The 23,615-nt window shown below is 57.3% G+C and carries 20 protein-coding genes; 10 read left to right on the top strand and 10 right to left on the bottom strand.

Annotation, left to right across the window (positions count from 1 at the left end):
* The first annotated feature begins 98 nt into the window (after nucleotides 1-98).
* Genes Y5S_RS01685 through Y5S_RS01670 form a run of 4 tightly spaced genes read left to right on the top strand, consistent with a single transcriptional unit; the run spans nucleotide 99 to nucleotide 2,716 of the window.
* A complete protein-coding gene (locus Y5S_RS01685) occupies nucleotides 99-407 on the top strand; it encodes a PepSY domain-containing protein (protein WP_035229752.1) in 309 nt (102 codons plus the stop codon).
* Entirely contained in the window at nucleotides 391-729 is a 339-nt protein-coding gene (locus Y5S_RS01680) for a PepSY domain-containing protein (RefSeq protein WP_231552604.1), read from the top strand. The genes Y5S_RS01685 and Y5S_RS01680 overlap by 17 nt, the downstream gene beginning before the upstream one ends.
* On the top strand, nucleotides 729-1,397 hold the full coding sequence (locus Y5S_RS01675) for a response regulator transcription factor (protein ID WP_035229750.1): 669 nt from the start codon (nucleotides 729-731) through the stop codon (nucleotides 1,395-1,397). Before Y5S_RS01680 ends, Y5S_RS01675 begins: the two co-directional genes overlap by 1 nt.
* Entirely contained in the window at nucleotides 1,394-2,716 is a 1,323-nt protein-coding gene (locus tag Y5S_RS01670; protein WP_231552603.1) for a sensor histidine kinase, read from the top strand. The genes Y5S_RS01675 and Y5S_RS01670 overlap by 4 nt, the downstream gene beginning before the upstream one ends.
* A 3-nt stretch (nucleotides 2,717-2,719) precedes the next feature.
* Here the strand turns inward: Y5S_RS01670 and Y5S_RS01665 are convergent, their stop codons facing one another.
* Nucleotides 2,720-3,838, bottom strand: a complete 1,119-nt coding sequence (locus Y5S_RS01665; RefSeq protein ID WP_035229749.1) for a helix-turn-helix transcriptional regulator — start codon at nucleotides 3,836-3,838, stop codon at nucleotides 2,720-2,722.
* 264 nt (nucleotides 3,839-4,102) lie between these two features.
* On the opposite strand from Y5S_RS01665, the gene Y5S_RS01660 reads away from it, so the two are divergent.
* Nucleotides 4,103-5,116 carry an alpha/beta fold hydrolase gene (locus Y5S_RS01660; RefSeq protein WP_035229747.1) on the top strand — a complete coding sequence of 338 codons (1,014 nt, stop codon included), beginning with the start codon at nucleotides 4,103-4,105 and terminating at the stop codon, nucleotides 5,114-5,116.
* Nucleotides 5,117-5,384: 268 nt separating this feature from the next.
* On the opposite strand, the gene Y5S_RS01655 is transcribed toward Y5S_RS01660, so the two are convergent.
* Both Y5S_RS01655 and Y5S_RS01650 read right to left on the bottom strand, forming a co-directional pair.
* Nucleotides 5,385-7,493 carry a molybdopterin-containing oxidoreductase family protein gene (locus Y5S_RS01655; protein ID WP_035229744.1) on the bottom strand — a complete coding sequence of 703 codons (2,109 nt, stop codon included), beginning with the start codon at nucleotides 7,491-7,493 and terminating at the stop codon, nucleotides 5,385-5,387.
* A 133-nt stretch (nucleotides 7,494-7,626) separates the two neighbouring features.
* Nucleotides 7,627-8,235, bottom strand: coding sequence for a TetR/AcrR family transcriptional regulator (locus Y5S_RS01650; RefSeq protein WP_035229741.1), 609 nt, complete (start codon nucleotides 8,233-8,235; stop codon nucleotides 7,627-7,629).
* Between the two features lie 144 nt (nucleotides 8,236-8,379).
* On the opposite strand from Y5S_RS01650, the gene Y5S_RS01645 reads away from it, so the two are divergent.
* Entirely contained in the window at nucleotides 8,380-10,398 is a 2,019-nt protein-coding gene (locus Y5S_RS01645) for an NADPH-dependent 2,4-dienoyl-CoA reductase (protein WP_035229739.1), read from the top strand.
* A 77-nt stretch (nucleotides 10,399-10,475) separates the two neighbouring features.
* Here the strand turns inward: Y5S_RS01645 and Y5S_RS01640 are convergent, their stop codons facing one another.
* Both Y5S_RS01640 and Y5S_RS01635 read right to left on the bottom strand, forming a co-directional pair.
* A complete protein-coding gene (locus Y5S_RS01640) occupies nucleotides 10,476-10,922 on the bottom strand; it encodes a hypothetical protein (protein ID WP_156107526.1) in 447 nt (148 codons plus the stop codon).
* A gap of 314 nt (nucleotides 10,923-11,236) precedes the next feature.
* Nucleotides 11,237-12,490 (bottom strand): NADH:flavin oxidoreductase/NADH oxidase family protein, encoded by a 1,254-nt coding sequence (locus tag Y5S_RS01635; protein ID WP_035229733.1) that lies wholly within the window; start codon nucleotides 12,488-12,490, stop codon nucleotides 11,237-11,239.
* 94 nt (nucleotides 12,491-12,584) lie between these two features.
* Here Y5S_RS01635 and Y5S_RS01630 point away from each other — a divergent pair, with 94 nt between their 5' ends.
* On the top strand, nucleotides 12,585-12,920 hold the full coding sequence (locus tag Y5S_RS01630; RefSeq protein ID WP_052041319.1) for an ArsR/SmtB family transcription factor: 336 nt from the start codon (nucleotides 12,585-12,587) through the stop codon (nucleotides 12,918-12,920).
* A gap of 3 nt (nucleotides 12,921-12,923) precedes the next feature.
* The gene (locus Y5S_RS01625) at nucleotides 12,924-13,373 is read left to right on the top strand and encodes a hypothetical protein (protein ID WP_035229732.1); all 450 of its coding nucleotides are present in this window, start codon (nucleotides 12,924-12,926) and stop codon (nucleotides 13,371-13,373) included.
* A gap of 4 nt (nucleotides 13,374-13,377) precedes the next feature.
* Here Y5S_RS01625 and Y5S_RS19045 read toward each other — a convergent pair whose 3' ends face one another.
* The 5 genes from Y5S_RS19045 to Y5S_RS01600 form a co-directional block, all read right to left on the bottom strand.
* The gene (locus Y5S_RS19045; protein ID WP_052041318.1) at nucleotides 13,378-14,622 is read right to left on the bottom strand and encodes a GGDEF domain-containing protein; all 1,245 of its coding nucleotides are present in this window, start codon (nucleotides 14,620-14,622) and stop codon (nucleotides 13,378-13,380) included.
* Between the two features lie 323 nt (nucleotides 14,623-14,945).
* Nucleotides 14,946-16,151 (bottom strand): acyl-CoA dehydrogenase family protein, encoded by a 1,206-nt coding sequence (locus Y5S_RS01615; protein ID WP_035229731.1) that lies wholly within the window; start codon nucleotides 16,149-16,151, stop codon nucleotides 14,946-14,948.
* A gap of 13 nt (nucleotides 16,152-16,164) precedes the next feature.
* Entirely contained in the window at nucleotides 16,165-17,472 is a 1,308-nt protein-coding gene (locus Y5S_RS01610; RefSeq protein ID WP_035229727.1) for an acyl-CoA dehydrogenase family protein, read from the bottom strand.
* 374 nt (nucleotides 17,473-17,846) lie between these two features.
* The gene (gene mnmH, locus Y5S_RS01605) at nucleotides 17,847-18,941 is read right to left on the bottom strand and encodes a tRNA 2-selenouridine(34) synthase MnmH (protein ID WP_035229725.1); all 1,095 of its coding nucleotides are present in this window, start codon (nucleotides 18,939-18,941) and stop codon (nucleotides 17,847-17,849) included.
* A 49-nt stretch (nucleotides 18,942-18,990) separates the two neighbouring features.
* A complete protein-coding gene (locus Y5S_RS01600; protein ID WP_035229722.1) occupies nucleotides 18,991-21,687 on the bottom strand; it encodes a response regulator in 2,697 nt (898 codons plus the stop codon).
* A 151-nt stretch (nucleotides 21,688-21,838) separates the two neighbouring features.
* Here Y5S_RS01600 and cysM point away from each other — a divergent pair, with 151 nt between their 5' ends.
* Together cysM and Y5S_RS01590 are read left to right on the top strand one after the other, a co-directional pair.
* A complete protein-coding gene (cysM, locus tag Y5S_RS01595) occupies nucleotides 21,839-22,741 on the top strand; it encodes a cysteine synthase CysM (RefSeq protein WP_035229720.1) in 903 nt (300 codons plus the stop codon).
* Entirely contained in the window at nucleotides 22,741-23,517 is a 777-nt protein-coding gene (locus Y5S_RS01590; protein ID WP_035229718.1) for a 3'-5' exonuclease, read from the top strand. The genes cysM and Y5S_RS01590 overlap by 1 nt, the downstream gene beginning before the upstream one ends.
* Nucleotides 23,518-23,615: the final 98 nt, after the last annotated feature.

Here is a 23,615-nt window from a genome sequence, read left to right as displayed (position 1 = left end):
AGCTGGCCGTCAGCTTGCGTTAAGGCTGAATTCAGCTTGGGCATCTACAGTCTCTCCTGTGTTCAACAGACATTTGTTCAACCCAAAGGAGATACGCCATGAACACCGCCGCTAAACTGATGATCGCCACCCTGATGGGGCTGACCGCAAGCACCGCCGTACTGGCTGATGATGTACCCCATAATCAGGTACAGTCTCTGGTGAAAGAGGGAACCATCCTGTCTCTGGACAAGCTGGACAAAGTGGCAACCGATAAACACCCCCAAGCGAAAATTACCGATACGGACCTGGAGCACGAATATGGCCGCTACATCTACCAGGTGGAGCTGCGCGATGCACAAGGTCAGGAATGGGATCTGGATATTGATGCAATCAGCGGTGAGCTGCTCGGTGAAGAGCGCGATTAACACAGCCGTATCTGTGCATTTTGGCAGCAGGGTGGCACTGGTCGCCCTGCTGTTATTGTGTCCGCTGAGGCTGATTGCGGATGATGTCAGCCATGATGAGGCGCTCCGGCTTCGGGAGCAGGGCGAAATCATGTCGCTGAATGCTTTGCTCAAAACCCTGGATACTCACTATCCGGATTTCCGCTTGCTGGAAGTGGAGTTGGAGCGCGACGATGGCCGTTTGATCTACGAGATTGAATTGCTAACGCGTGAGCGTGTGGTGCGTGAGCTGGAAGTGAATGCCCGTGACGGCCGTATCCTCGATGATGAGATAGATGACTGATGCGCATCCTGCTTGTGGAAGACAGTATCGCGCTGGCGGACCAACTGGTCCCGCTATTGAAAGAACATGGTTATGCCGTTGACTGGCTTGCTGACGGGCGTGATGCGGTGGTGCGGGTTCATGATGATCCTTTTGATCTGGTGGTACTGGACCTTGGCCTGCCGGGCATGGATGGACTGCAGGTGCTGAAACAGTGGCGCCAGGAAGGGCTGTCGATTCCAGTATTGATCCTCACTGCACGGGACAGTTGGTCCGAGCGCATTGAGGGGTTACGTCAGGGGGCGGATGATTACCTGACCAAACCCTTCCATCCGGATGAATTATTGCTGCGTATTCAGGCCCTGCTGCGGCGAAGCCATGGCAATGCCAATGACGAGCGGCTGAGCGCGGGAATGCTGAAACTGGATGAAAGCCGGCAGACAGTGTGGCACAGAGAAGAAGAAATCGCTCTTACGGGTGCCGAGTTCCGTATGCTCCGTTATTTCATGCACAACCCGGGCAGGCTGCTCTCGAAAGGGCAGTTGGCCTCTCACCTTTATGACAACGAAAGCGATCGGGATTCCAATGTGCTTGAAGTGCATGTGAATCGCCTGCGGCGCAAACTCGGCAAGGCAGTGATCGAAACCCGCCGTGGCCAGGGGTATGTCTACACGGGGCAATTGTCGTGACCTCTTCCATGGGGCGGCGACTGGCGATCAGCCTGTTTGCCAGCCTGCTGCTGGCTGGACTGTTGATCAGTCAGGCGGCACTGTGGTGGCTGGAGCAGGAACAACGGGGCCGGCTGGTGGAGCAACTGCGGGCCGATGCCGCAGGCGTGCTTGCTGCATTGGAACCGGGACCAGATGACGCCCTGACCCTGCGAAATGAACGGTTGCATCCCGCTTATCGACGGCCTTATTCGGGCCGTTATTTCGTTGTGGAAACCCCACAGGCCCGTTGGCGTTCCCGCTCCCTGTGGGATGCACCATTGGCACCCCCGGTGACCCCAGGCGTCGCCAGTGGCTTGCTGGAAGGCCCGGCAGAGCAATTGCTGCTTGGCTATAAAGAGCAATATCAGGTGCGCGGGCAGCCGGTCACTGTGTCGGTTGCCCAAGATTACTCGCCGGTGCGCCAGGCCTATCAGCGAGCCCGTACGGCTATGTTAGTGTCCTGGCCGTTGATCTTGGCGTTACTGGCGCTGGTACAACAATGGTTGCTGCGGCGAGGGCTGTCTCCGCTGCGTCGGGCCCGTGCCGAAATCGAACAGCTTCGTCAGGGCAAGCGCTCGGCACTGACGGGTAATGTGGTCCGGGAGTTGCAGCCCTTGGTGACAGAAATCAATCGCCTGCAACAACATACCGAGCAACAGCTGCAACGCTCCCGCCATGCCATGGGCGATCTGGGCCATGCCCTGAAGACCCCACTGGCAGTACTCAAGAACTGTTGCAACCAGGATCTGCTGCTGAAAGACCCTGATTTGCATCACTTGATGAATGATCAGGTATCGCAAATGGAAGGGCAGGTTCGGCGTGCGCTCAGTCGGGCCCGGGTCGCGGCTGGAGCTACGGCGGCCAACCGGTTCTGCCCGGAAGAGGATCTGCCGCTGGTGATGATGACCCTTGAGCGTGCTCATGACCGGCAATTGATCTTCGAGATGAGTGGGCTCAACGGGGAGACGTTGTCCTTTGAACGTGAAGACATGCTGGAGCTTTTCGGTAACCTGCTGGACAACGCCTTTAAATGGGCAGAGTCGCGTATCGCACTGCGCTTCGAACTCGACGAGGCGCAGTGTGTTGTCGTTGTAGAGGATGATGGCCCAGGGATACCCGTAGCACGCAGGGACACCGTGTTACAGCGGGGTGAACGTCTGAACGAGCGCCAGCAGGGTTATGGGCTGGGCCTGGCCATTGCCCATGATCTGGCCGTGGCCTATCAAGGCACCTTGGCACTGGACCGCAGCGAGATGGGGGGGGTGGCGGTAAGGATCTGTCTGCCGTTACCGGCATAACGGCTATGCCAGCGTCCCGGTAGACAACAACACCCGAATCACGTCCTGTTGTTTGTTCACGCCCATCTTGGAATAGATGCTTTTCAGCTGGGAGCGCACGGTGTCCACTGAGACGTTGTTCTGCTCGCTGATCTGGCTGGGGTTGAGGCCGTTGGTCAGGGCGATGGCCACATGGGCTTCCTTTGGGGTCATGCCATACAGGGACTGGATCGCGGAGGCGGGGAGATTCAGCGCGGAGTCCGGGTCTGACAGATAGAGAGCCACGCTGCCTGGCTGTTGCGGAACAAGGTTCTGCTCTGTAGCCAGGGGTGACAGGATCACATTCATGTTCATTTCCCGATCCGGGTGATGCACGCCAAGCGCCTCTGTTCTGGACTTGATGTCCTGGCTGTCGATATTCCGCTGTTTGTTGATCATGCTCTGCAGGCGGTGGTCCTCATCGGGGTAGTGGGCACTGGGCCTGCCATTTTTCAGGATGAGCCCGCCGTGGTTGGCCATCAGGGTTTCTGCCACCGGGTTCTGGTAGCTGACGCGTCCATCCGGACCAAGAATGATCAGGCCAATCATGAAACGGGACAGCGCCTCATGCAGACTCTGTTGCCGGGTGCGAAGTCGGTGGAACTCACGGTGAATACGCAGCGCACGATTGAAGTGGGGATACAGCAGGGTCAGTGTCTTGCAGTCCTGTTCAGAGAACGGGGGCGCAGAGAATGAACGATGCAGGCCAATGCCCACATGCCATTCTTCATCGTTGTAGATGTTGATGGCAGAAATGTAGCCAATGTCATTGGGTTTCAGAATCAGGCGGTAATAAAAGGGGTGGTCCTTGCGAACCCGCTCTGCCTCGGTGACTTGAGAGGCTTCGCCTACGGGCATGCGGCTCTGGATCTTGAACGTATGGTCGTATTTGCCCATGCCAAAGCGATAGGAGGTACGTACCGCTGCGGGCAATCCGTAGGCGCCAATCATGCTGCGGGTATTGCTGGAGTGGTCTTCGATGAAAATCGCGCCTGACTTGGCCTGCATGAAACGGCTGCAAAGCTGTTCCATCACATGATCCCAATGATCCGGCTTGTAGGAGGCTTCATAGATTTCCCCCACGAAATCCAGCAAGGTTTCCATTGTGATGTTCCCCCTCAGAGTCTCTGACGTACTGCCTTCACGTTGCGGGCAAAACTGTAATCTGCAATGCCTCTGCTTGTATCCCCCCAAACAGGTCATGCCCCCCAATAGGCTGACTATAGTGAGCCACGTTCATTATGCCAATTGCATCACATTTCGAATCCAGTGAGCTACCGTCAAGCGGATGGATGGCACCTGCTGCAGAAGGAACTTTCCGGCGCTGTGTCGTTCTCAGCCTTGAATACCGGAATCACTGGAGATGACATGCCTGCCCTGAGAATCAATGCCCTGGTGCTGTTGTTCAGCCTGTTTGTCTGCTCTCCGTTGCTGGCCGCCCCCACGGCGCTGGATGCTCGATTGAGCGAATACCCGTATCCGTATGCCGTGAGTGAGTTTGTGCTTGATGAGCAGCAGCAATCATTGCAAATGGCATACATGGACGTGCGGTCCGAGTCGGCCAATGGCGAGACGGTGCTGTTACTGCATGGCAAGAACTTCTCCGGTGCCTACTGGAAAGACACCATTGCGGCGTTGAGTGAATCCGGCTATCGGGTGGTGGTGCCAGACCAGATCGGTTTCGGCAAGTCTTCCAAGCCAGAAGCCTTTCAGTATTCCTTTCATACCCTGGCGGACCAGACTCGCCGTCTGCTCGATCACCTGAAGGTGGAAAAGGTGTCGGTGGTGGGGCATTCCATGGGCGGCATGCTGGCCACCCGTTTCGCCCTGATGTTTCCCGAGCGAACCACGTCACTGGCCCTGGTGAATCCGATCGGACTGGAGGACTGGCAGCAGAAGGGCGTGCCCTGGCAGTCCGTGGATGCCTGGTACAAGGGCGACCAGGCCAAGACACCGGAGCAGGTAAAGGCTTACATGACGGCCAGCTATTTTGATGGCCAGTGGAAGCCTGCCTATGACCCGCTGCTGGAGCTGCAGCAGGGCTGGATCCGGGGCCCGGATTACCCGCGGATCGCCTGGAACTCGGCCTTGGCCTACGACATGATTTTCAGCCAGCCGGTGGTGCATGAATTTGATCGTTTGCCCATGCCAACGTTGCTGGTCATTGGTACCCGGGATCGTACTGCCCTGGGTCGCAACCGGGCCCCTGCCGATATGCGGGAAAAACTGGGCAAATATGGCGAATTGGGCGAACAGGCCGCCGCCCGCATCCCGAATGCGACGCTGGTGGAGCTGGATGGCATCGGTCATGTGCCGCAGTTCGAAGCGTTCGAGGATTACATTGAGGCACTGAAAGATTTTCTGGCGTCGACCACCCGCTAACCCGGCGCCGCGGCAGACGCTCCGGATCTTCGGCCCCGGTCCGACCCTGGCTGTAGGAGCGGTCGTTCGACCGCGATCCGAGCCTAAGCGAGGAAATGAGTTTCGAGTCACGAGAAGCGAGTTGCGAAAGGCAAAATCTCAAACCTCGTGCCTGGTTGTGGTCTTTTGATTTTCGAAACTCGCTTCTGGAATCCTTACCTCGCTTGAGCTCGGATCGCTTGCAGGCAAGCTCCTACAGCAGGTTCTAGCGAGTCTGTTGCATCAGGCATCAGACGCTGAGATTCACCGGTACGCCACTCATGAAGGCCTGGTTGCTGAGCTTTTCAAAGCTGCCGGGGCCATTGGGCAAAAGCGCATTGATATTCACACCCGGGTAGCGGTTGGCCACGGTCATGCCCGGGGTCTTCTGGTTACCCCAGCCGTGGGTCATGGCCACCACTCCCGGGCGCAGGGTGTCGTCGCCACGCGCTTGCGCCTGCACTTCACCATATTCATTGCTGACCGTCAGGCTGTCTCCATCTTCCAGACCCAGTGCCGCCATGTCTTCGGGGCTCATGTGCAGCGGGTTGTGATCATGCTTGCCGCGTTTCAGTTTCGGCACGTTCTGGTACCAGCTGTTGTGCATGTAGTTGGTACGCAGGTTGATCAGCCGGAAGGCGGGGGCATCCTGCTTGAGTTCCTCGAACTGGGTGTGGGCCAGCGCCATGGCTTCACTAAACAGGGGCGGGCAGCAGTCCACGCGCTTGTCATCGGTCTGCAGGAAATCGTCGTAGAAGCGGCCGATGGACTGGGTGTCCAGCACCGCGGTGCCGGAGGGCGAGGCCTTGAGCTTTTCCACATTGATCTCATGGCGCGACATCATGTGTTCGAGGCGGCCGAAGGGGTTGCCGGGCTGATCCAGCAGGGAGGCGGGCATGCCCATCTGCTGCAACAGGCGGGACAGGATCCACCATTCTTCCTTGCGTTCCTCGGCGGGCGGCACCACCGCATCGGTGTATTGCACATAGGGCTGGTACTGCATCCCCAGGCCGCAGATATTGATGTCCGGGCGCTCCAGCATGTCGGCGGAAGGCAGCAGATAGTGGGCATACTCGCCGGTGGCGTTGCGGAACAGATCGATGACCACCAGCAGATCCAGTTTTTCCAGTGCTTCACGCCAGCGCGCTTCGCCACCCACACTGAGTAGCGGGTTGCCGGCGATCACCACCAGCGCGCGAATCGGCTTGTCATCATCGAGAATCATGTCCGGCAGCAGGTTGCCGGGCAGGGCGCCACGGATATGGCGCAACTCGCCATAGGCGCTGGAGAAGAACACCTCATCACTGCGCACCCGGCCGGCCTTGGCCGCAGGGTAGAAGCCCTCGCTGTAGAAGTTGCCGCCGACCTTGTCCAGGTTGCCGGTAACAAAACTGAGCATCTGCAACAGCCAGTAGCAGAGGGTGCCATGGCGTCCCATGTTGACGCCGGTGGACATATGCACCGCGGCCCGCTCGGCGCCACTGAATTCATCGGCCAGTGCGCGGATCTGCTCAGCAGGCAAGCCCACGATGTCGGCGACGGCGTCGGCGGAGTAGGGAGCGATAAAGTCCCGCAGTTCCTGCACATGTTTGCCATGCTCTTGCAGAACGGCTTCATCAAAGCGGCCCAGCGCATCCATCTCGTGGAGCAGGGCAGCCATCAGGTAGAGATCGGTATCCGGCAGAATCTGGATCACTTCACCGGTTTTCGGGCTGGCGGATTCGATCTTGCGCGGGTTGATGTAATAGACATTGGCACCACGCTGGCAGGCGGCGCGAATTTTCGCCATGGGATCAGCAATGGAGATAAAACTCATGTGCGAGACTTTCGGGTTCTCGCCAAAGATCAGCAGACAATCGGTGTGATCAAAATCCGGCAGCGGATGCAGGGTGCTGGTGCCGAACACGGCTTCGCCGGCGGCAAACTTGTTGGCGCAGTCCTGGGTGCCGGAGTTAAACAGTCGGCGGCTGCCAAGGCTCATGAAGAACTCGCCGATAGCCTGACTCCCCAAGGCGTTAAATGCGGTGGGGTTTCCGATATAGCCGGCGATAGCATCCGGGCCATGGGTTTCAAGGATTCCCTTGAGGGCGGTGCCGACCTCGCCTGTGACAGTGTTCCAGTCTCGCGACTGCCATTCCCCTTCACCTGGTCGCCGTGAACCATTGCGCACCAGCGGGGAATTTAGGCGATCCGGATCCTGGTGGATAGCCAGATAATTGACCCCCTTGTGACAGGCAAAACCCTGGGTCACCGGGTGGTTCCTGTCTGGCTGCAGGCGATGCACTTTTCCCTTTTCAACCTGCGCTACCAGAGCGCAGGAGGGTTCGCAGACACGGCAGAAAGTGGGGATCGATTTCATGGCAGCCTCCCTGTTTTGAGTTCATGCGCTGTCCGGTCTGTATCGGCGGGCAACGTGCTTTAAGGTCAGGCTATCGGCATGCCAGAGAGGGGAACATGACCAGAGCACTCAGGGGGACGTCAATGACGGTGTATCAGTCGTTTTTGGTGGAATTGAGCGCCGCCAGAATCAGGGTGACGGCCTGCTGACTCACAGCTTCCATGTCTTCCTGGTTAACGTAGATACCGTCGATAGTCAGGCGACAAAGGCCGTGAATGGTGGCCCAGCTGGCCTGGGCGACACGCAGGGGATTGCTCCCCTGAGGCAGGCGTCCCTGGAGCAGGGCGCTGAGGCCTTCCGCGTAACGGCGGAAACTTCGATAGGCAACCTGTTTCAGTTCCTGGGTCGGCTCGCCGCTTTTCCACAGGGTGCGGCCAAACATCAGCTCGTATTGCTCGGGGTTTTCGGTAGCAAAACGCAGGTACTCAATCACAAAGGCCTGGATATCCGGCTGGTTGCCGGTGGTATCCAGCTGCCGTTGGATGATTTCATCCAGTTGGGCAAAGGCCTGGGTGGCCAGCGCGCAAAGCAGGGCGTTCTTGTCCCGGAAGTGGTGGTAGGGGGCGGTACGCGATACTCCTGCGCGCTCGGCCAGCTTGCGTAGTGACAAGCCTTCCACACCATGCGCGTTGAGCAAGGTGTTGGCTTCCTGCAGCAGGGTGTCGTGCAGGTCTCCATGGTGATAACGAGCGTTCTGAGTCATGCGAATCGTGTTTCCCTGTCTTTAGGCTTTGCGCATGGTTGCGTGTATTTCTTGAATGATCTTGACACTGTCAACATAACCCCTTAACTTGACGCTGTCCAGATACAATACAGCCATCATTGGTGCATTTTCGGAGAACTGACCATGACAGCCAAGCACTATCCCCATCTTCTTGCCCCGCTCGACCTGGGCCACACCCAGCTCAAGAACCGGGTGATTATGGGCTCCATGCACACCGGTCTGGAAGACCGCTTCTGGCAGTTCCCCAAGTTGGCAGCGTATTTTGCCGAGCGTGCCCGGGGTGGTGTTGGCCTTATCGTCACCGGCGGATTCAACCCCAACAAGAAAGGCTGGTTTTACCCCTTTGCCGGTCTCTTCAACAGCCGTTTTGATGTACGCAATCACCGCAAGGTAACCGATGCGGTGCATCGCGAGGGCGGCAAAATTGCCCTGCAGATTCTGCATGCGGGTCGTTACAGCTACCATCCCTTCTCCCGCTCGGCATCGGCGATCAAGAGCCCGATCAATCCCTTCAAGCCGAAAGCCATGTCTACCAAAGAGGTAGAGCAGACGGTGAAGGATTTTGCCCACACAGCGTGGCTTGCCAAGCAAGCCGGTTATGATGGTGTCGAGATCATGGGTTCAGAAGGGTATCTGATCAACCAGTTCACCGCACCCTGCACCAACAAGCGCAAAGACAAGTATGGCGGTAGTGCCGAAAACCGTCGCCGTTTCCCCGTAGAGATTGTCCGTGAAGCGCGCAAGCGTTGCGGCGATGACTTCATCATCATGTTCCGCCTGTCGGTGATTGATCTGGTGCCGGATGGCTGCACCCATGAAGAAGTGCTGGATCTGGCACGCGAACTGGAAGCCGCCGGTGCCAGCCTTCTCAATTCCGGCATTGGCTGGCATGAGGCGCGTGTTCCGACCATCGTTACCTCTGTGCCTCGGGCTGCTTTTGTGGAAGCCACCCGCAAGGTGAAAGACGTGGTATCCATTCCCGTCGTGGCCTCCAACCGGATCAACGATCCTGATGTGGCAGAAGGTATTCTGGTGGATGGCCATGCCGATGCCGTTTCCATGGCGCGGCCCTTGCTGGCGGATTCTGAATTCGTCAACAAGGCGGCGCAAGGTCGTGCAGATGAAATTAATACCTGTATTGCCTGTAACCAGGCCTGTCTCGATCACACCTTCCAGCTCAAGCGGGCCTCCTGTTTGGTGAACCCCCGCGCCTGTCATGAAACAGAGTTGCTGTACCTGAAAACGGCCAAGCCAAAGAAAGTGGCGGTGGTTGGCGCGGGGCCGGCGGGTCTGTCCTGCGCCACGGTGGCGGCAGAGCGTGGCCATGATGTCACCCTGTTTGATCAGGCTGGTGAAATCGGGGGCCAGTTCAACATGGCTAAGGTAATTCCCGGCAAGGAAGAGTTCCATAACACCATCCGCTATTTCACCAAACGGATTGAGGCCACAGGGGTAAACCTGCAGCTCAATACCCGTGTGGAAGTGGCTGACCTTGAGAGGCAGGGTTTTGATGAAATTGTTATCGCCACGGGCGTGACCCCCCGTACTCCGGGTATTCCGGGTGTGGATCATCCGAAAGTGCTGTCCTATGTCGACGTGTTGCGTGGCAAGGCGGAAGTGGGTGAGAAAGTGGCGGTGATTGGTGCTGGCGGTATTGGTTTCGATGTCTCGGAGTTCCTGGCTGAGGCACCCCGTGAAGGCGAGCAGCCCCTGCCAGAGTGGATGAAGGAATGGGGTGTGGGTCTGGATAGCGAAGCACGCGGTGGTCTGGTCAAGCCAGAAGTGGAGGCGCCAGTACGCAAGATAACCTTGCTGCAGCGCAAGACGTCTTCACTGGGCAAGGATCTGGGCAAGACCTCCGGCTGGGTTCACCGCGCCACCCTCAAATCCCGTAACGTGGAAATGTTGCCCGGCTGTAGCTACGAGAAGATCGACGATGCCGGCCTGCACATCAAGATCGGTGAAGAGACCCGTGTGCTGGATGTGGATCATGTGATTCTTTGTGCGGGTCAGGAATCCCTTCGTGAGCTGTATCAGGAGGGGCGTGAGAATTTCCATCTGATTGGTGGCGCAGACCTGGCTGCCGAGCTGGATGCCAAGCGTGCGATTCGCCAGGGGGCGGAAGTGGCTGCGAAGCTGTAGTCGCTATGACAAGTGTAAAGTGATACGAAAAAGCCCCGCACAGCGGGGCTTTTTCGTAAGCAGATCAGCCAGCCAGATTATTCGGATGTGATCTCGATGGAACTGGCATGATGTTGATCAAACATCATGCTGTCTTCATCAAGCTGGCTGATGACAACATGATGGGTGGTTTTCAGAAGTTGAAACAGCTGGTCGGGTTTGACCGGCAGCGTAGCGGGGCCACCCTGCAGAAAAATGATTTGGGTTTCGTCCACTCTGTGCCGTCTCCAACCCAGCCCCAACCGGCCTTGATAATATTTGTCCAGCCGGGATACTGACTTGGGGCTGCCGAAGACGCCAGCACCAACGGTTCCTTCTTGCCCAGCCATGTAACTTATCAGTTTTGCCTGAGGCTCTGGCAGGGATATCCAGTTAATGTCTTGGGGGGAGGGGACTGCCCCGACGATATACTCACCGTCTTGTTCGGTGAGCAATGTTGGTCCTCCGTCACTGCCGGCTTGAATCAAGGATTCCATTTCGCTCATGTTCTTCATGATTTCCTCTCGCATTTCCGGCGGGAGATTGTCATAGGGGGCTGCGAGAACGGAGGAGGGGAGTGGTAGGCTGATGAGAAAAATTAAAAAGCGAGAGTGGATCATTTCCTTCCTTGGCTGAGGGTAAAAGGGTGAAAACATAAAATCCGATCCGCTTCCTGTGTATCGGATTACGACAGACTTGATCCCGTAGTTAGACGTAAATGTTGATTGGAATCAATAGTACAAAAGGTACAAATACCACGTAAACAAGGGCCCCGCTTTGCGGGGCCTGATGTGCTCACGTCATTTCGGTGAACTATTTCTTAAACGTTGGCGCGTAACCGCCGCGTACGGAAGCTACCAAGCCCCATGCTGGTAATGACCTTGAACAGCGACAGCAATACGCTTTCGTCCGGCTTGGGATCCTGGCCCTTGCCCATGCGGTGCAATTGGCGGGAAAACCAGGAGACTTCCATCATGGCCATTTCATCAATGACTTTGATCCCTGTCTTGCGTGGGGTCACGCGGCTGACTACGCCATCCTGTCCGGCCAGAATACGTTTCGGCAGGTCGGGTTCTACAGCGAGCGGGCGGGCAATGCCGACGATGTCGGTGGCTCCGCTTTCCACTGCTTCTGCCATGGCCTTTGCGGAGCGAAAGCCTCCTGTGACCATTAGCGGGATGGATACGCGCTCGCGAATCTTGTTGGCATAATCCAGAAAGTAGGCTTCGCGGGTGGCTGTGCTTTCCCTGACTCCCTTGGCACCCGCCATGGCAGGGTTTTCATAGTTGCCGCCGGAAATTTCCAGTAGGTCCAGGCCTTCCTCGGCCAGTGTTTGTGCGACGGTCATGGACTCTTCTTCCGTGAAGCCACCGCGTTGGAAATCCGCAGAATTCAACTTGATGCTCACGGGATAATCGTCACCGACGGCTTTACGAATGGCGCGGTAGATTTCCAGCGGGAAGCGCATGCGGTTTTCCAGCGAGCCTCCCCACTGGTCGTCACGCTGGTTGTGGTGACCGGACAGGAACTGGCTGACCAGATAACCATGGGCACCATGGATCTGCACACCGGTGAAGCCAGCCTTCTTGGCAATGGCGGCGCTGGTGGCAAAGCGTTTGATGATGTCGCGGATCTCTTCTTCGGTCAGAGCCCGTGGTGTCTTAAAGGCACTTTTCAGCTCTTTGCCAAAAGGCACTGCGGAAGGGGCCAGGGTGTCACCGCTGGCAAGCATGCGCGGGATCTGTTTACCGGGATGGTTGAGCTGCACCCATATCTGGTTACCCTGGCGCTTGCCTGCCTCAGCCCAGCGGGTCAGTAGTGGCAGGTCATTTTCATTCTCCAGCACCACGTTATTGGGTTCACCGGTGTGGTGACGGTCTACCATGATATTGCCAGTGATCAGCAAGCCTGTACCGCCGTCAGACCAGCGCCCATAAAGCGTTTCGAGGGCTGGAGTGGCATGGTTGTCGATGGTGCCCAGAGCTTCACTCATGGCGGACTTGCCGAAACGGTTGGGGATACTCTCACCACATGGCAGAGACAGGGATTGGTTCAGGGTATCTGCGTAGCTCACAGGGCCTCCCGGTACAAAGTTGGCTGTACTATTTAGTTTGATGTTGGTCAAACTATCCATTAGTTTTATACCCGTCAAACTATTATGGCGGGGAGTGACCGTTTTGGCACAGAAGGACACACAGACGGCAGAGCAGCTGGCGGGTGCATTCCGGGCGCTTTCCAATGCTAACCGTTTACGTATTTATCAGGTGATCGTGTCGCATTGCCGTGAACATGGTAAGGCGGACCTGGAGGACGTGCCGGCGGGTTGTGCGTTTGGTGATTTCATGAAGCGCCTCAATATCGGTGCGCCTACGGTATCCCACCATGTCAGAGAGCTGGCAGAGGCCGGCCTGATTCGGGTTGAGCGGGTAGGGCGTCGCCGCTATTGTCATGCGGAACCCACCATGCAGGCTCAGCTTGCGGCATTTTTTGATCTTGAGAGGTAAACGATGACTGCTGCGCAGTGGGCGTTATGGGGCTGCGGCCTGTTCTTTTTAACCGGCTTGCTGACCGGGGTATGGAAATATGCGCAAATCGCCAGCAGCGATAAATCACGCGCGCATTACTATGTGGACGTAGCTCATCGTGCCAGCCTGATGTACGCCTTTGCCTGTCTGGTGCTGGAGCGCTTTGCCTCGCTCAGCGTCTGGAGCAATGCGGTGAATACGGCTGCTGTGCTGACCAGCATGTTATTTTTTGCGCTCGCGGTGGGTAGTTACATTCTGCATGGCTGGCTGCGTGATACCCGTAACCAGTTACAGCCACCTCACCAATTGGGCAAGGCGCATTTCCCCGGCGGGGCCATGTTGCTATTTATGGTCTCGCTGATTGTCGCGGAGGTCGGCGGCTTTCTGGTGTTGTTTGCCGGCTTTGTGGCGGGTTATTCAGAGGCTCCTTAGTGCCTCAAGTGTTTTGCGGGACGGCTGTTGTTTCCTCTCTGGAGCAAGCGGGGCTGAACAGATAGCGATGGCGGCCTTGCTCCTTGGCCTGGTACAAAGCCTCATCAGCCTGTTTGATCAGGATTTCCGGGCAACTGTCGTGGCTGGGCTGCAGCCTTGAAATGCCAATGGACAGGGTGACAAAGCCATTGCAGCGGCTTTTTGCGTGGGGGATCTTCAGTTCATCCACGGACAGGATCAGGCGTTGGGCAATTTTCTCCAATCCAGCCTGGTCGGTACGGTGAAACAGGGCCACGAATTCCTCGCCGCCGTAGCGCGCGACAAAATCCGATGAGCGAAGTACCTGCCCGCCGAGGGCCTGGGCTACCTTGAGCAGGCAATCATCGCCAGCCTGATGCCCGTAATGGTCATTGAATGCCTTGAAGTCATCGATGTCCATAAACATCAGATTGACCTCTTCCCCTTCCCGCAGGGCCTTCTGCCACTGCATTTCCAGCATTTCATCAAAGTAGCGGCGATTGGGTAGTCCAGTCAGTTGGTCACTGCGAGAGAGTTGCTCCAGATCAGAAGACAGTTGTGTGAGCTGACGTTTTTCTTCTTTCAGCAAATATTGCTGGGTGAAAACCGTGCGCTCACGGGAGTCCTGGATGAAGCCCAGCAGGTAACCAAAGATCAGCGAGCCCCCGCCAAAATAAAGCAGCCGGTCCAGTTCCAGATCCAGTCCTATTCCCCATGCGATCAGCCGTGAGCCCGCCAGACTGATGCTCACCCAGATGATGGCGTGACGCGGCGGCAGCCTGGCAATGGTAAAGGCGGCGATGGTGATGAAGATGATGGCGTATTCCGACACGCTTTTCTGGCGGGCGCTATCTGGCAGCAGGACGCTGGCTATCTGAAAGGCGAGCAGAGTGGTAGTGGCGGCGAGACCATTGGCGTAATAGATAAACCGGGCAAAGGGTTTGATCTTGAGGACCGCAACGGGGGTGAGCACCGCCAGGCAGATCACGATATTCAGGGGGTAGATAATGGCTTGCTGATTCTGTGCCATGAGTGCACCCAGCACACAGAACAGACCGACGCTGACAACCACCCAGGGCCAGAAAGTGCTCTGCAAATGTTGGGTGATCTCCAGATGACTGCGCCGATATAACGTTTCAAGGGGCTCCGGGAAGTTGCCATGCATGCCACGGGGTTCGTTCAGGCGTTGGTGCAAAATGCCATTGAAGTGATCCCGCGTTGTTTTTTCCATTGCACCTGAAGACGCTACGTTGGCAACAGCGTTACCACGAGAGTCTGTGTTCTTTTCTTGTTTTTCTCGTTGATGCAAAGTCATTGGCCAATTCTGTAATCCGTGCCCAAACAAAAATCCATTTGCATATACGATAGCAAAATAACACCTGACTGGTCGGTCACCCACGTCACAGGGCTGGCAGGAATGTTTTTCGGATAATCGGCAGAAAGCTGGGAGAAAGCAGGAAAGTTTGTTTACCTGAAGCGCTTTCTGACGCGAATGAAAAAAGCCCCGGACCAAACGGTACCGGGGCGGTAGAGATAGGGCTTAAGTGACTGGGCTTATTTCAACTCTTTCGAGCTCAGGCCCAGCACACGGCGTGCGATAACCAGTTGCTGAATTTGCTGGGTGCCTTCGAAGATATCCAGAATCTTCGAATCCCGTGCCCATTTTTCCAGCAGTTCATCTTCGGTATAGCCCAGCGTGCCCGCCAGCTCTACACAGCGCAGGGTAATGTAATTACCCACGCGGCCGGCCTTGGCCTTGGAGATGGAGGCTTCCAGGGTATTGGCTTTTTTGTTGTCTGCCATCCAGGCCGCTTTTACCGCCAGCCAGTAGGCTGCTTCCCAGTCTGCTTCCATCTTGTAGATTTCAGCTTCAACGGCGGAGCAGTTGTCTACCGGCTTGTCATAGTTGTAGGTCATGCTGTCTTTGAGCAATTCCTTGATGCGCTCCAGGGAGGCTTTGGCGCAACCGATAGCCATGGCGGCAACCAGCGGGCGGGTGTTGTCGAAGGTTTCCATCACCCCGGCAAAGCCTTTCTTGGTATCGATCTCCGGGCTGCCCAGCAGGTTTTCTGCCGGTACACGGCAGTCCACAAAATTAATGGCAGCGGTATCGGAAGCACGGATACCCAGTTTCTTTTCCAGACGCGCCAGTTCCATGCCCGGAGTGCCCCAGTCCACCACGAAGGACTTGATGGCGGCACGGCCCAGTTTCGGGTCCAGCGTCGCCCACACCACCACGCAGTCAGCGCGCTCACCGGAGGTAACGAAAATCTTCTCACCATTGAGAACGTAGTGATCGCCGTCTTGTTTGGCGGTGGTGCGGATCGCGGCAGAATCAGAACCACAGCCTGGCTCGGTGATGGCCATGGCGGCCCACTTGCCTTTGAATCGTTCAAGCTGTTCTTCATTGGCTACTGCTGCGATGGCCGCGTTGCCCAGGCCCTGGCGGGGCATGGCCAGCAGGAAGCCGGTATCGCCGTAGCACATCTCCATGGCACCCAGGCACACGCCCATGTTGGAACCATTCTTTACGCCGCCTTCGTCTTCGCGGGTGCCCTTGCCAGTGGTGGCCGCGCCTGCAGAGTTAGCCGGATCGCCTTCATTGAAGCCATCCAATACGGCAGCCAGCATATCCAGCTCTTTGGGATACTCGTGCTCACCGCGATCGTATTTGCGTGACAGTGGGCGGAGGGTGCTCTGGGCCACCTGATAGGCGTTGTTGATCAGGGGTTTGAACTTCTTCGGAATTTCGATATTCATGTTTGCTCCCTCCTTACAGGTGCAGGCCGCCGAAGGCGACACCTACTGCACGCAGATCCCGGTACCAGCGTTCTACCGGGTACTCTTTGGTAAAGCCGTGACCACCCAGCAGCTGCACGCCGTCGGTGCCGATCTTCATGGCTTTGTCTTTCACCAGGGTTCGGGCCAGATGGGTTTCACGCTGGAAGGATTTGCCTTGTTCGGCGCGGCACACTGCGCGGTAAGTGAGCATGCGCATGGCATCCAGTTCGATGGCCATGTCGGCGATCATGAAAGCCACGGACTGACGATGGCTGATGGGCTCGCCAAAGGCGGTGCGCTCATTACAGTAGGGGCCAACATAATCCAGCACGCTCTGGCAGGTACCAATGGCCAGTGCGCACCAGGCGAGGGTGCCCAGATCGACAAAGGCGCGGTAGTCGAAATCACCATTGCCCAGACGGTTCTCGGCAGGCACTCGAACATTGTCCAGCGTCAGCGGGCGTTGGGCACTGGCACGCACCCCCATGGACGGATCTTCGCCGACGGTGAAGCCTTCGCTGCCGCCTTCGATGATAAAGACCGCCGGGCCATCTTCTGCCTGTGCGGCTACCAGGAACAGTTCAGCTTCACCGGCCAGCGGCACCAGGGATTTTTCACCGTTGATGACGTAGGTGTCCCCGTTTTTACGTGCAGTGGTTTGCAGTTCCATGGGGTCGAACAGCGGCCGCGGTTCGCATACGGCGATGGTGGCCTTGGGCGGATTTTCTTCGGCAAAGCTGCTCAGGTATTTGTCTTGCTGCAATGCTGTGCCCCATTGGGTCAGAGCATTGGCGACACCCATGGGAGCGAGAATCGCTACCGCCTGACCCATGTCGCCGCAAGCCAGGTCTTCCGCTACCAGCATGCTGGTGACGGTGGAGCGTTCCGTGGCGGCCCCCCCCAGAGCTTCCGGTACGGCAAAGAAGTTAAGGCCAAGTTCCTGGGCTTGGGCCAGTACCTCATCACTGGTTTTTTGTGCGGCGTCAGCATGTTCCGCCTGCTCGCGCAGCACTTCGCTGGCGAAGGCTTGCACGCTGTCACGGATCATCTGTTGTTCGTCGGTGATTCCGAGGTCGAACAGATCACGGGTGTGGCCGGGGGCATTCAGGCGCTCCGGCTTGCTGCCCGGCTTGCTGGACTTGAAGGTACGTGCGGTGGTGGTGATCACCTGGAAGCCGCTTTTGGTGAGGGTATAGGCGAGGCGCTCGACACTCTTGCGCATCCCCATCTTGTCCAGTACTTCGGAACTGGCGAGGCGGTTCAGCGCGGTGAGCGCGTAACCTACTGCATCTTTAGCCATGGGTTGTAGTCCCTGTTGTTTTTAAACGAATGCATTCGATTATGAAGACGGGGTGGCCAGTCACATTGACCAATGTGACTGGTGGGTCGGGCCAGTAAGCAACCGGGTTGGCGCTACAGGCCTAGCCATGGGAGTCAGTAAAGAGTATGGGAAGGTTCCGGGGGCTAATCGCGTACGAGAGCGAAATCACCCGACCGGGAAACAGCCAAGCAGGGCATCGCGACGGAACCGTCGCTCCCACAGCGGATATCTCGATCCGCAAGCCTCCGCAGTCTTGCCCCTGTGGGAGCGGGCGTTCGACCGCGAAACAACCAATGCGAGGACATCGCGACGGATCGTCGCTCCCACAGTGGCTTGTTGTCCCTCCCTCCCTGCTAGCGGGAGCGTTCAGTCAGGAAGTCGGAGACTTCTTCTCGGCTGCCTTCAAACACAATGTCACCTTCACGTTTGGAAAGCATGTAGTCGTACATGGGATCGTAATAGTCAGCGAGCAGGGTGTGGATCCACTCGCGATGCAGCTCAGGGTCGCCATTGATGGTTTGAACTGCCAACGCTTCCTCAAGCTGCTGGCGTAATTGCTGGTGGCGCAACCCACCCAGCCGGCGGCGTATGCGATCCATGGCCGAGAGTAATTCTTCTCCCAGCCGGTGCAGGGCTTCATGTTCACCGAAGTGTTGCCGGTATTCCTCCAGCGGCCCCACCACGTAATCCTCCAGGGTGATTTGAACCCGGGATTCCAGGGATTCATTGATGATGATGCGTGGCTGAAGCTTGATCTTGTCCTGCAGGCTGAAGGGCAGGTGGCAGCGACCGATCAGCTTGCTTTCATCTTCCAGCAGTACGCGGGTGGGCTGTTCGGCGCGGATCTTGATGAAGGCAATAGCCAGGGCATTTTCAAAATCAATCTGGCTGGGTTGCCCGCCGGGGCGGCGGCCAAAGGCCGAGCCTCTGTGATGGGCCAGGCCTTCCAGATCTACCGCATTGGGTTGGGCTTCGATAACCCGGGTTTTGGCACAACCGGTACGACCGCAGAGAATGTCGAAGGGCAGGGTGGCGATGCAGGATTCCAGCTGTTCCAGCAGGAAGGTGCGCATGGCCTTGTAGCCACCGGTGACTAACGGTGCATCGATACCGGCTTCCCGTAGCCAGGCCTGGGTGGTCTGGCTACGCAGCCCGCCCCGGAAACAGTACAGGTAGCCACCGGGGTTGGCCTGCCACCAGTCCTGCCAGGCTTGCATGCGGCGCTCACGTTCAGCGCCGCTGACAAGCTGGTTGCCAAGATCAATGGCCGCCTGTTGGCCCTGTTGCTTGTAGCAGATACCAATCTGATGCCGTTCGTCGTCGTTAATCAGGGCGATATTGGTACTGCCAGGGAACGCGCCTTTGGTGTATTCCACCGGGGCGCGGACATCCAGCATCGGGATGTCGTTCAGGAACAGGTTGAGGTAATCACGGGTATCGTCACGCATGGTGGGCGAGTGTAATCCAGCTGCCCATGGCAGGCCACGGGTTCTGTGCTTATTCGCTCACTTCTGGTGCCTGGCAGTAATGCTCCAATGCACAGATTTCATCACATAATGTCGCCACCAAGGGGCCAAGTATGTCTCGGCCATTACCGGTTTTGAGTGCCTCTTCCAGTGCTTTGGCTGCCTGTTCGAGCCGAGGGGTTCCGCAGTATCGGGTGGCGCCATGAAGCTTGTGGACTCTCTCGAGGAGTGTCTCATCGTCGCCACTGTCGAAGGCTGAGGAGATGGCCGGACGATCGGTAACAAGGCTATCGAGTAACATGCTCATCATTTCATTGGCCAGAGCTTCCCGTCCACCGGCACGACGGCGGGCAAGGGCCGCATCAAAGACCTCCAGTTTATGCACTTCGGGCTCTTCCGGTTGCTGGATCAGATCATCCTTGGTGGTTTTGAGAACCCATTTTTCCAGGGTATAGCGTAGCTGTTTTTCGCTAATGGGTTTGCTCAGGTAGTCATCAAGACCGCTGTCGAGGAGATCCCGCCGTTCACTTTCCAGTGCATGGGCTGTCAGTGCAACAATAGGGGTGTGCCTGGTGCCTGTTTCGTGGGAGCGCATCCGGGCTGTGGTGGTTTTTCCATCCATGCCGGGCATTTGGATGTCCATGAAGACGAGATCAAAATCGTCCTGCTGGAAGGCTTCAAGGGCGCTGGCGCCACTTTCACAGGCGGTGACATCTGCACCGAGTTCTTCAAGGAATACCCGCGCCAGTTTCAAATTGCCGGGGTGATCATCGACCACCATGACCGAAACAGGCTGATGAAGCTGAAGGGCCGGTGCAAGGCTAAGGCTTTCACTACCTTCTTCTCCAGCCAGTGCCAGCAAGGCATTGAGTAGTCGCTGACGGGTAGCGGGTTTGCCCTGAACCTGACAGTGAGGCAGATCTTCCAGCCAGCGTGAAACGGTTTCCGGGTTATTGCTCAGCACCAGCATGGGGCGTCCCAATGCCGCAAGATCATCGACCTGCTGCTGCAGGTCGGGGGTGGTATTCAGGTTCGGCACCCCGACGACGAGGAAGTCGCTGTTTGCCAGTTCGCCCTTGTCGGCGGCTGTCATCAGGTGCGCCAGGCTGTGGTGCTCACGAATTTCCATTTGCCAGTGACTGAGCATGTGATACAGCCCGAGGCGGCCGTATTCATCGGTTTCCACCAGTGTGACGGTCTTGTGTTTGAGCTCTTCGGTGAACATGGAGGGGCGTTGTTTCGGGTCCCGTTCCGCCCGGAGGGTAAACCAGAACGTGGAGCCTTTACCTTCGCTGCTCTCGATGCCGATTTCACCTCCCATGCCCTCCACCAGCCGCTTGCTGATGGCCAGACCAAGTCCGGTGCCACCTTCCTGGCGACGGGCACTCTGATCTGCCTGGGTAAAGGCATTGAAGAGGGACTTTTGCTGATCGGCGCTGAGTCCGTTACCGGTATCGGTGACGGTCATTTTGATCACGGCTTCTGCGCCCCGGTTTTCTTCCAGCATGGCGCGAACCACAACGGAGCCGGTGTCTGTGAATTTGATGGCATTGCTGATCAGGTTGGTCAGTACCTGGCGAATACGCTGGGGGTCGCCAAGCAGGTTCAGGGGGACATCGGAGTAGATAATCGCGGCCTGTTCCAGACCTCGGTCCTGTGCCATGGGAGCCAGCATGGTCTGCACATCTTCAATCAGGTCGTGGAGGTTGAGGGGGGTGTGCTCCAGCGACAGTTTGCCGGCTTCAATTTTGGAAAAATCGAGGATGTCATTAATGATCGCCAGCAGGGAATCGGCGCTCTTGTGAATGGTGCTGAGATAGTCCTGCTGGCGTGGAGTCATACTGGAGCGGCCCAGCAGTTTGGTAAAGCCGAGAATGCCGTTGAGAGGAGTGCGGATTTCATGGCTCATGTTGGCCAGAAACTCTGATTTGATCTGGCTGGCCTTGAGGGCTTCCTTGCGGGCCATGTCCAGCTCGATGTTCTGGATCTCGATGGTTTCCAGGGTTTCGCGCAGATCCTGAGTGGCCTGGTCCACATTCTGTTGCAGTTCAGTCTGGGCATCGTCCAGTGCCACAACCATCTGTCGCAAGGCGGTTTCCAGTTGAGCCAGCTCACCGAGGGCCTGGGTATTGATGTTCATGTTCAGATCACCGTCGCGGATTCGCTGTACGGTGGAGACCATTTCATGAATCGGGCGGGTTAGCTGACGACCGAAACGTAGTGCCGGGATCATCGCCAGCAGCAGTACACCGAGAGTAATCAGGATCAGTGTGACAAGGCTCTCCAGGACGGAGATGTATTGGCCCTGGCGTGAGAACTCGATGGTCAGGGTGGCAGGGCTTCCGGGATTGATCGGACGCCGGATTTGCCAGCTGCTGCCTGTATCGAGCCTGCCATCGTTGTCCAGGGTGGCGCCGGCGGTTGGCAGTAATCGGGGACCGGCATGCTGATGGGGGCGGTTATCGTCAAAAATCAGGCTGGCGGCACGGACATCCTGCTCCTCCAGTAGTCGGTGCAGCAAGGTCTGCTGTGAGCGGGTATCCCTGTGATCCATGCTTTCCAGTTGGGCGGCAAAACTGTCGGCCAGCAGTTGCTGGCGGCTGGCGTTGCTGTCCTGCACGTTGAGCAGGTGGCTGATCAGCGCGTATCCGCCTACCACTAGCGCGGCAAGCGCGGCGGGCAGGATTGCCATCAGCATCAGGCGAGAGTGCAGACTTCGGTTTGCCATGGATCCCCGGTGGAGTGATGTAGTTGGGCTCTGTTGTTTCCGTCCATTATGCCCGAGAATGCCGGAGCTGCCATGGGGTGGGCAAACCCGAACTGGTGGGCATTTGCACAGGGGCCGCCCAAGGCTCCTTGAATTAGGTACAATTCGCGCCATGAATCTGAAAACCATTGAACAGACAGTGGGCAACACGCCCCTGGTGCGCCTGCAGCGGATGCCGGGCGAGACCACCAATACCATTCTGGTGAAGCTGGAAGGGAACAACCCGGCGGGATCCGTGAAGGATCGTCCTGCCCTGAACATGATCCTCAAGGCGGAGGCCCGCGGCGAGATCAAGCCCGGCGACACCCTGATTGAAGCCACCAGCGGCAATACCGGTATTGCACTGGCTATGGCGGCGGCCATGCGGGGGTACCGCATGAAGCTGATCATGCCCGCCAACCAGAGCCAGGAACGTCGCGATGCCATGGCTGCCTACGGTGCCGAGCTGATTTCCGTGAGCAAGGAAGAGGGCATGGAAGGAGCGCGAGACCTGGCCCAGGCCATGCAGGCGCGTGGCGAAGGCCGGGTGCTGGACCAGTTTGCCAACCCGGATAATCCGTTGGCTCATTACGAAAGCACTGGCCCGGAAATCTGGCGCGATACCGACGGCGCGATTACCCACTTTGTCAGCTCCATGGGCACCACCGGTACCATCATGGGCTGCAGCATGTACCTGAAAGAAAAGAATCCGGATATCCAGATCGTTGGTTTGCAGCCCACCGAGGGCTCAGCCATTCCGGGCATTCGCCGTTGGCCGAAGGAGTATCTGCCTTCTATCTATGATGATCGCCGGGTCGATCAGGTGATGGATATGGATCAGGCGCTGGCGGAGCAAACCATGCGCCGACTGGCCCGTGAAGAAGGGATCAGTTGTGGTGTGTCATCTGGCGGGGCGGTAGCCGGTGCGCTGCGCTTGAGTGAACAGCTGGAGAATGCGGTTATTGTGGCGATCATCTGTGACCGCGGTGACCGCTACCTGTCAACCGGTGTGTTTCAGGCAAGCGGGGAGAAGTAATGAACGTACTGGTATTTGATATCGAAACCATTCCGGACCTGGATGGCGGCCGCAAGATTTATGACCTGGACGGCCTGAATGACAAGGACACCGCCAGTGCGCTGTTGAATCTCCGTCGTCAGGAAAATGGCACCGAGTTTCTGCGCTTGCACCTGCATCGCATCGTGGCTATCTCAGTGGTGCTGCGTTCCACCCAGGGTATCAAGGTCTGGTCGCTGGGCGATGAAGATAGCTCAGAGAAAGAGTTGATCGAGCGTTTCTTCGATGGCATTGAGCGCTTTACGCCTAACCTGGTGAGCTGGAACGGCGGCGGCTTTGATTTGCCTGTGCTTCACTATCGGGCTCTCAAACACGGCGTACAGGCGCGCCGTTACTGGGATACCGGCAACGAGGACTCCAGCTTCAAATGGAACAACTACCTGAGTCGCTACCATCAGCGCCATCTTGATCTGATGGACGTGCTGGCCATGTACAATGGCCGCGCCAATGCGCCGCTGGACCAGATCGCCACCCTGCTGGGTTTTCCCGGCAAGATGGGAATGAGTGGTGCCAAGGTGTTCGATGCCTTTCAGGACGGGGATATCAAAGGCATTCGCGATTATTGCGAAACCGATGTGCTCAACACCTGGCTGGTGTACCTGCGCTTCCTGCTGATGCGTGGTGATCTGGACACTGTCGGTTATGAGCAAGAGCTGAGCCTGTTGAAAGACTACCTGGCCGAGGAAGGCCTGCCGCATTTCCAGTCTTTCCTTGAAGCCTGGCAAAAGGGCAGTTAACCGTTATCAGTGAACAGTTAACAGCGAAACCAATCCGATACTCTGCAGGACGTCGATAATGACGTCCTGGAGTTCATGAATCCCACCGATTGAGAAAC

Origin of the sequence: Alcanivorax nanhaiticus (assembly GCF_000756665.1) — a bacterium.
GTDB classification, from domain to species: domain Bacteria; phylum Pseudomonadota; class Gammaproteobacteria; order Pseudomonadales; family Alcanivoracaceae; genus Alcanivorax; species Alcanivorax nanhaiticus.
This window is presented reverse-complemented; position numbering and strand designations above follow the sequence as displayed.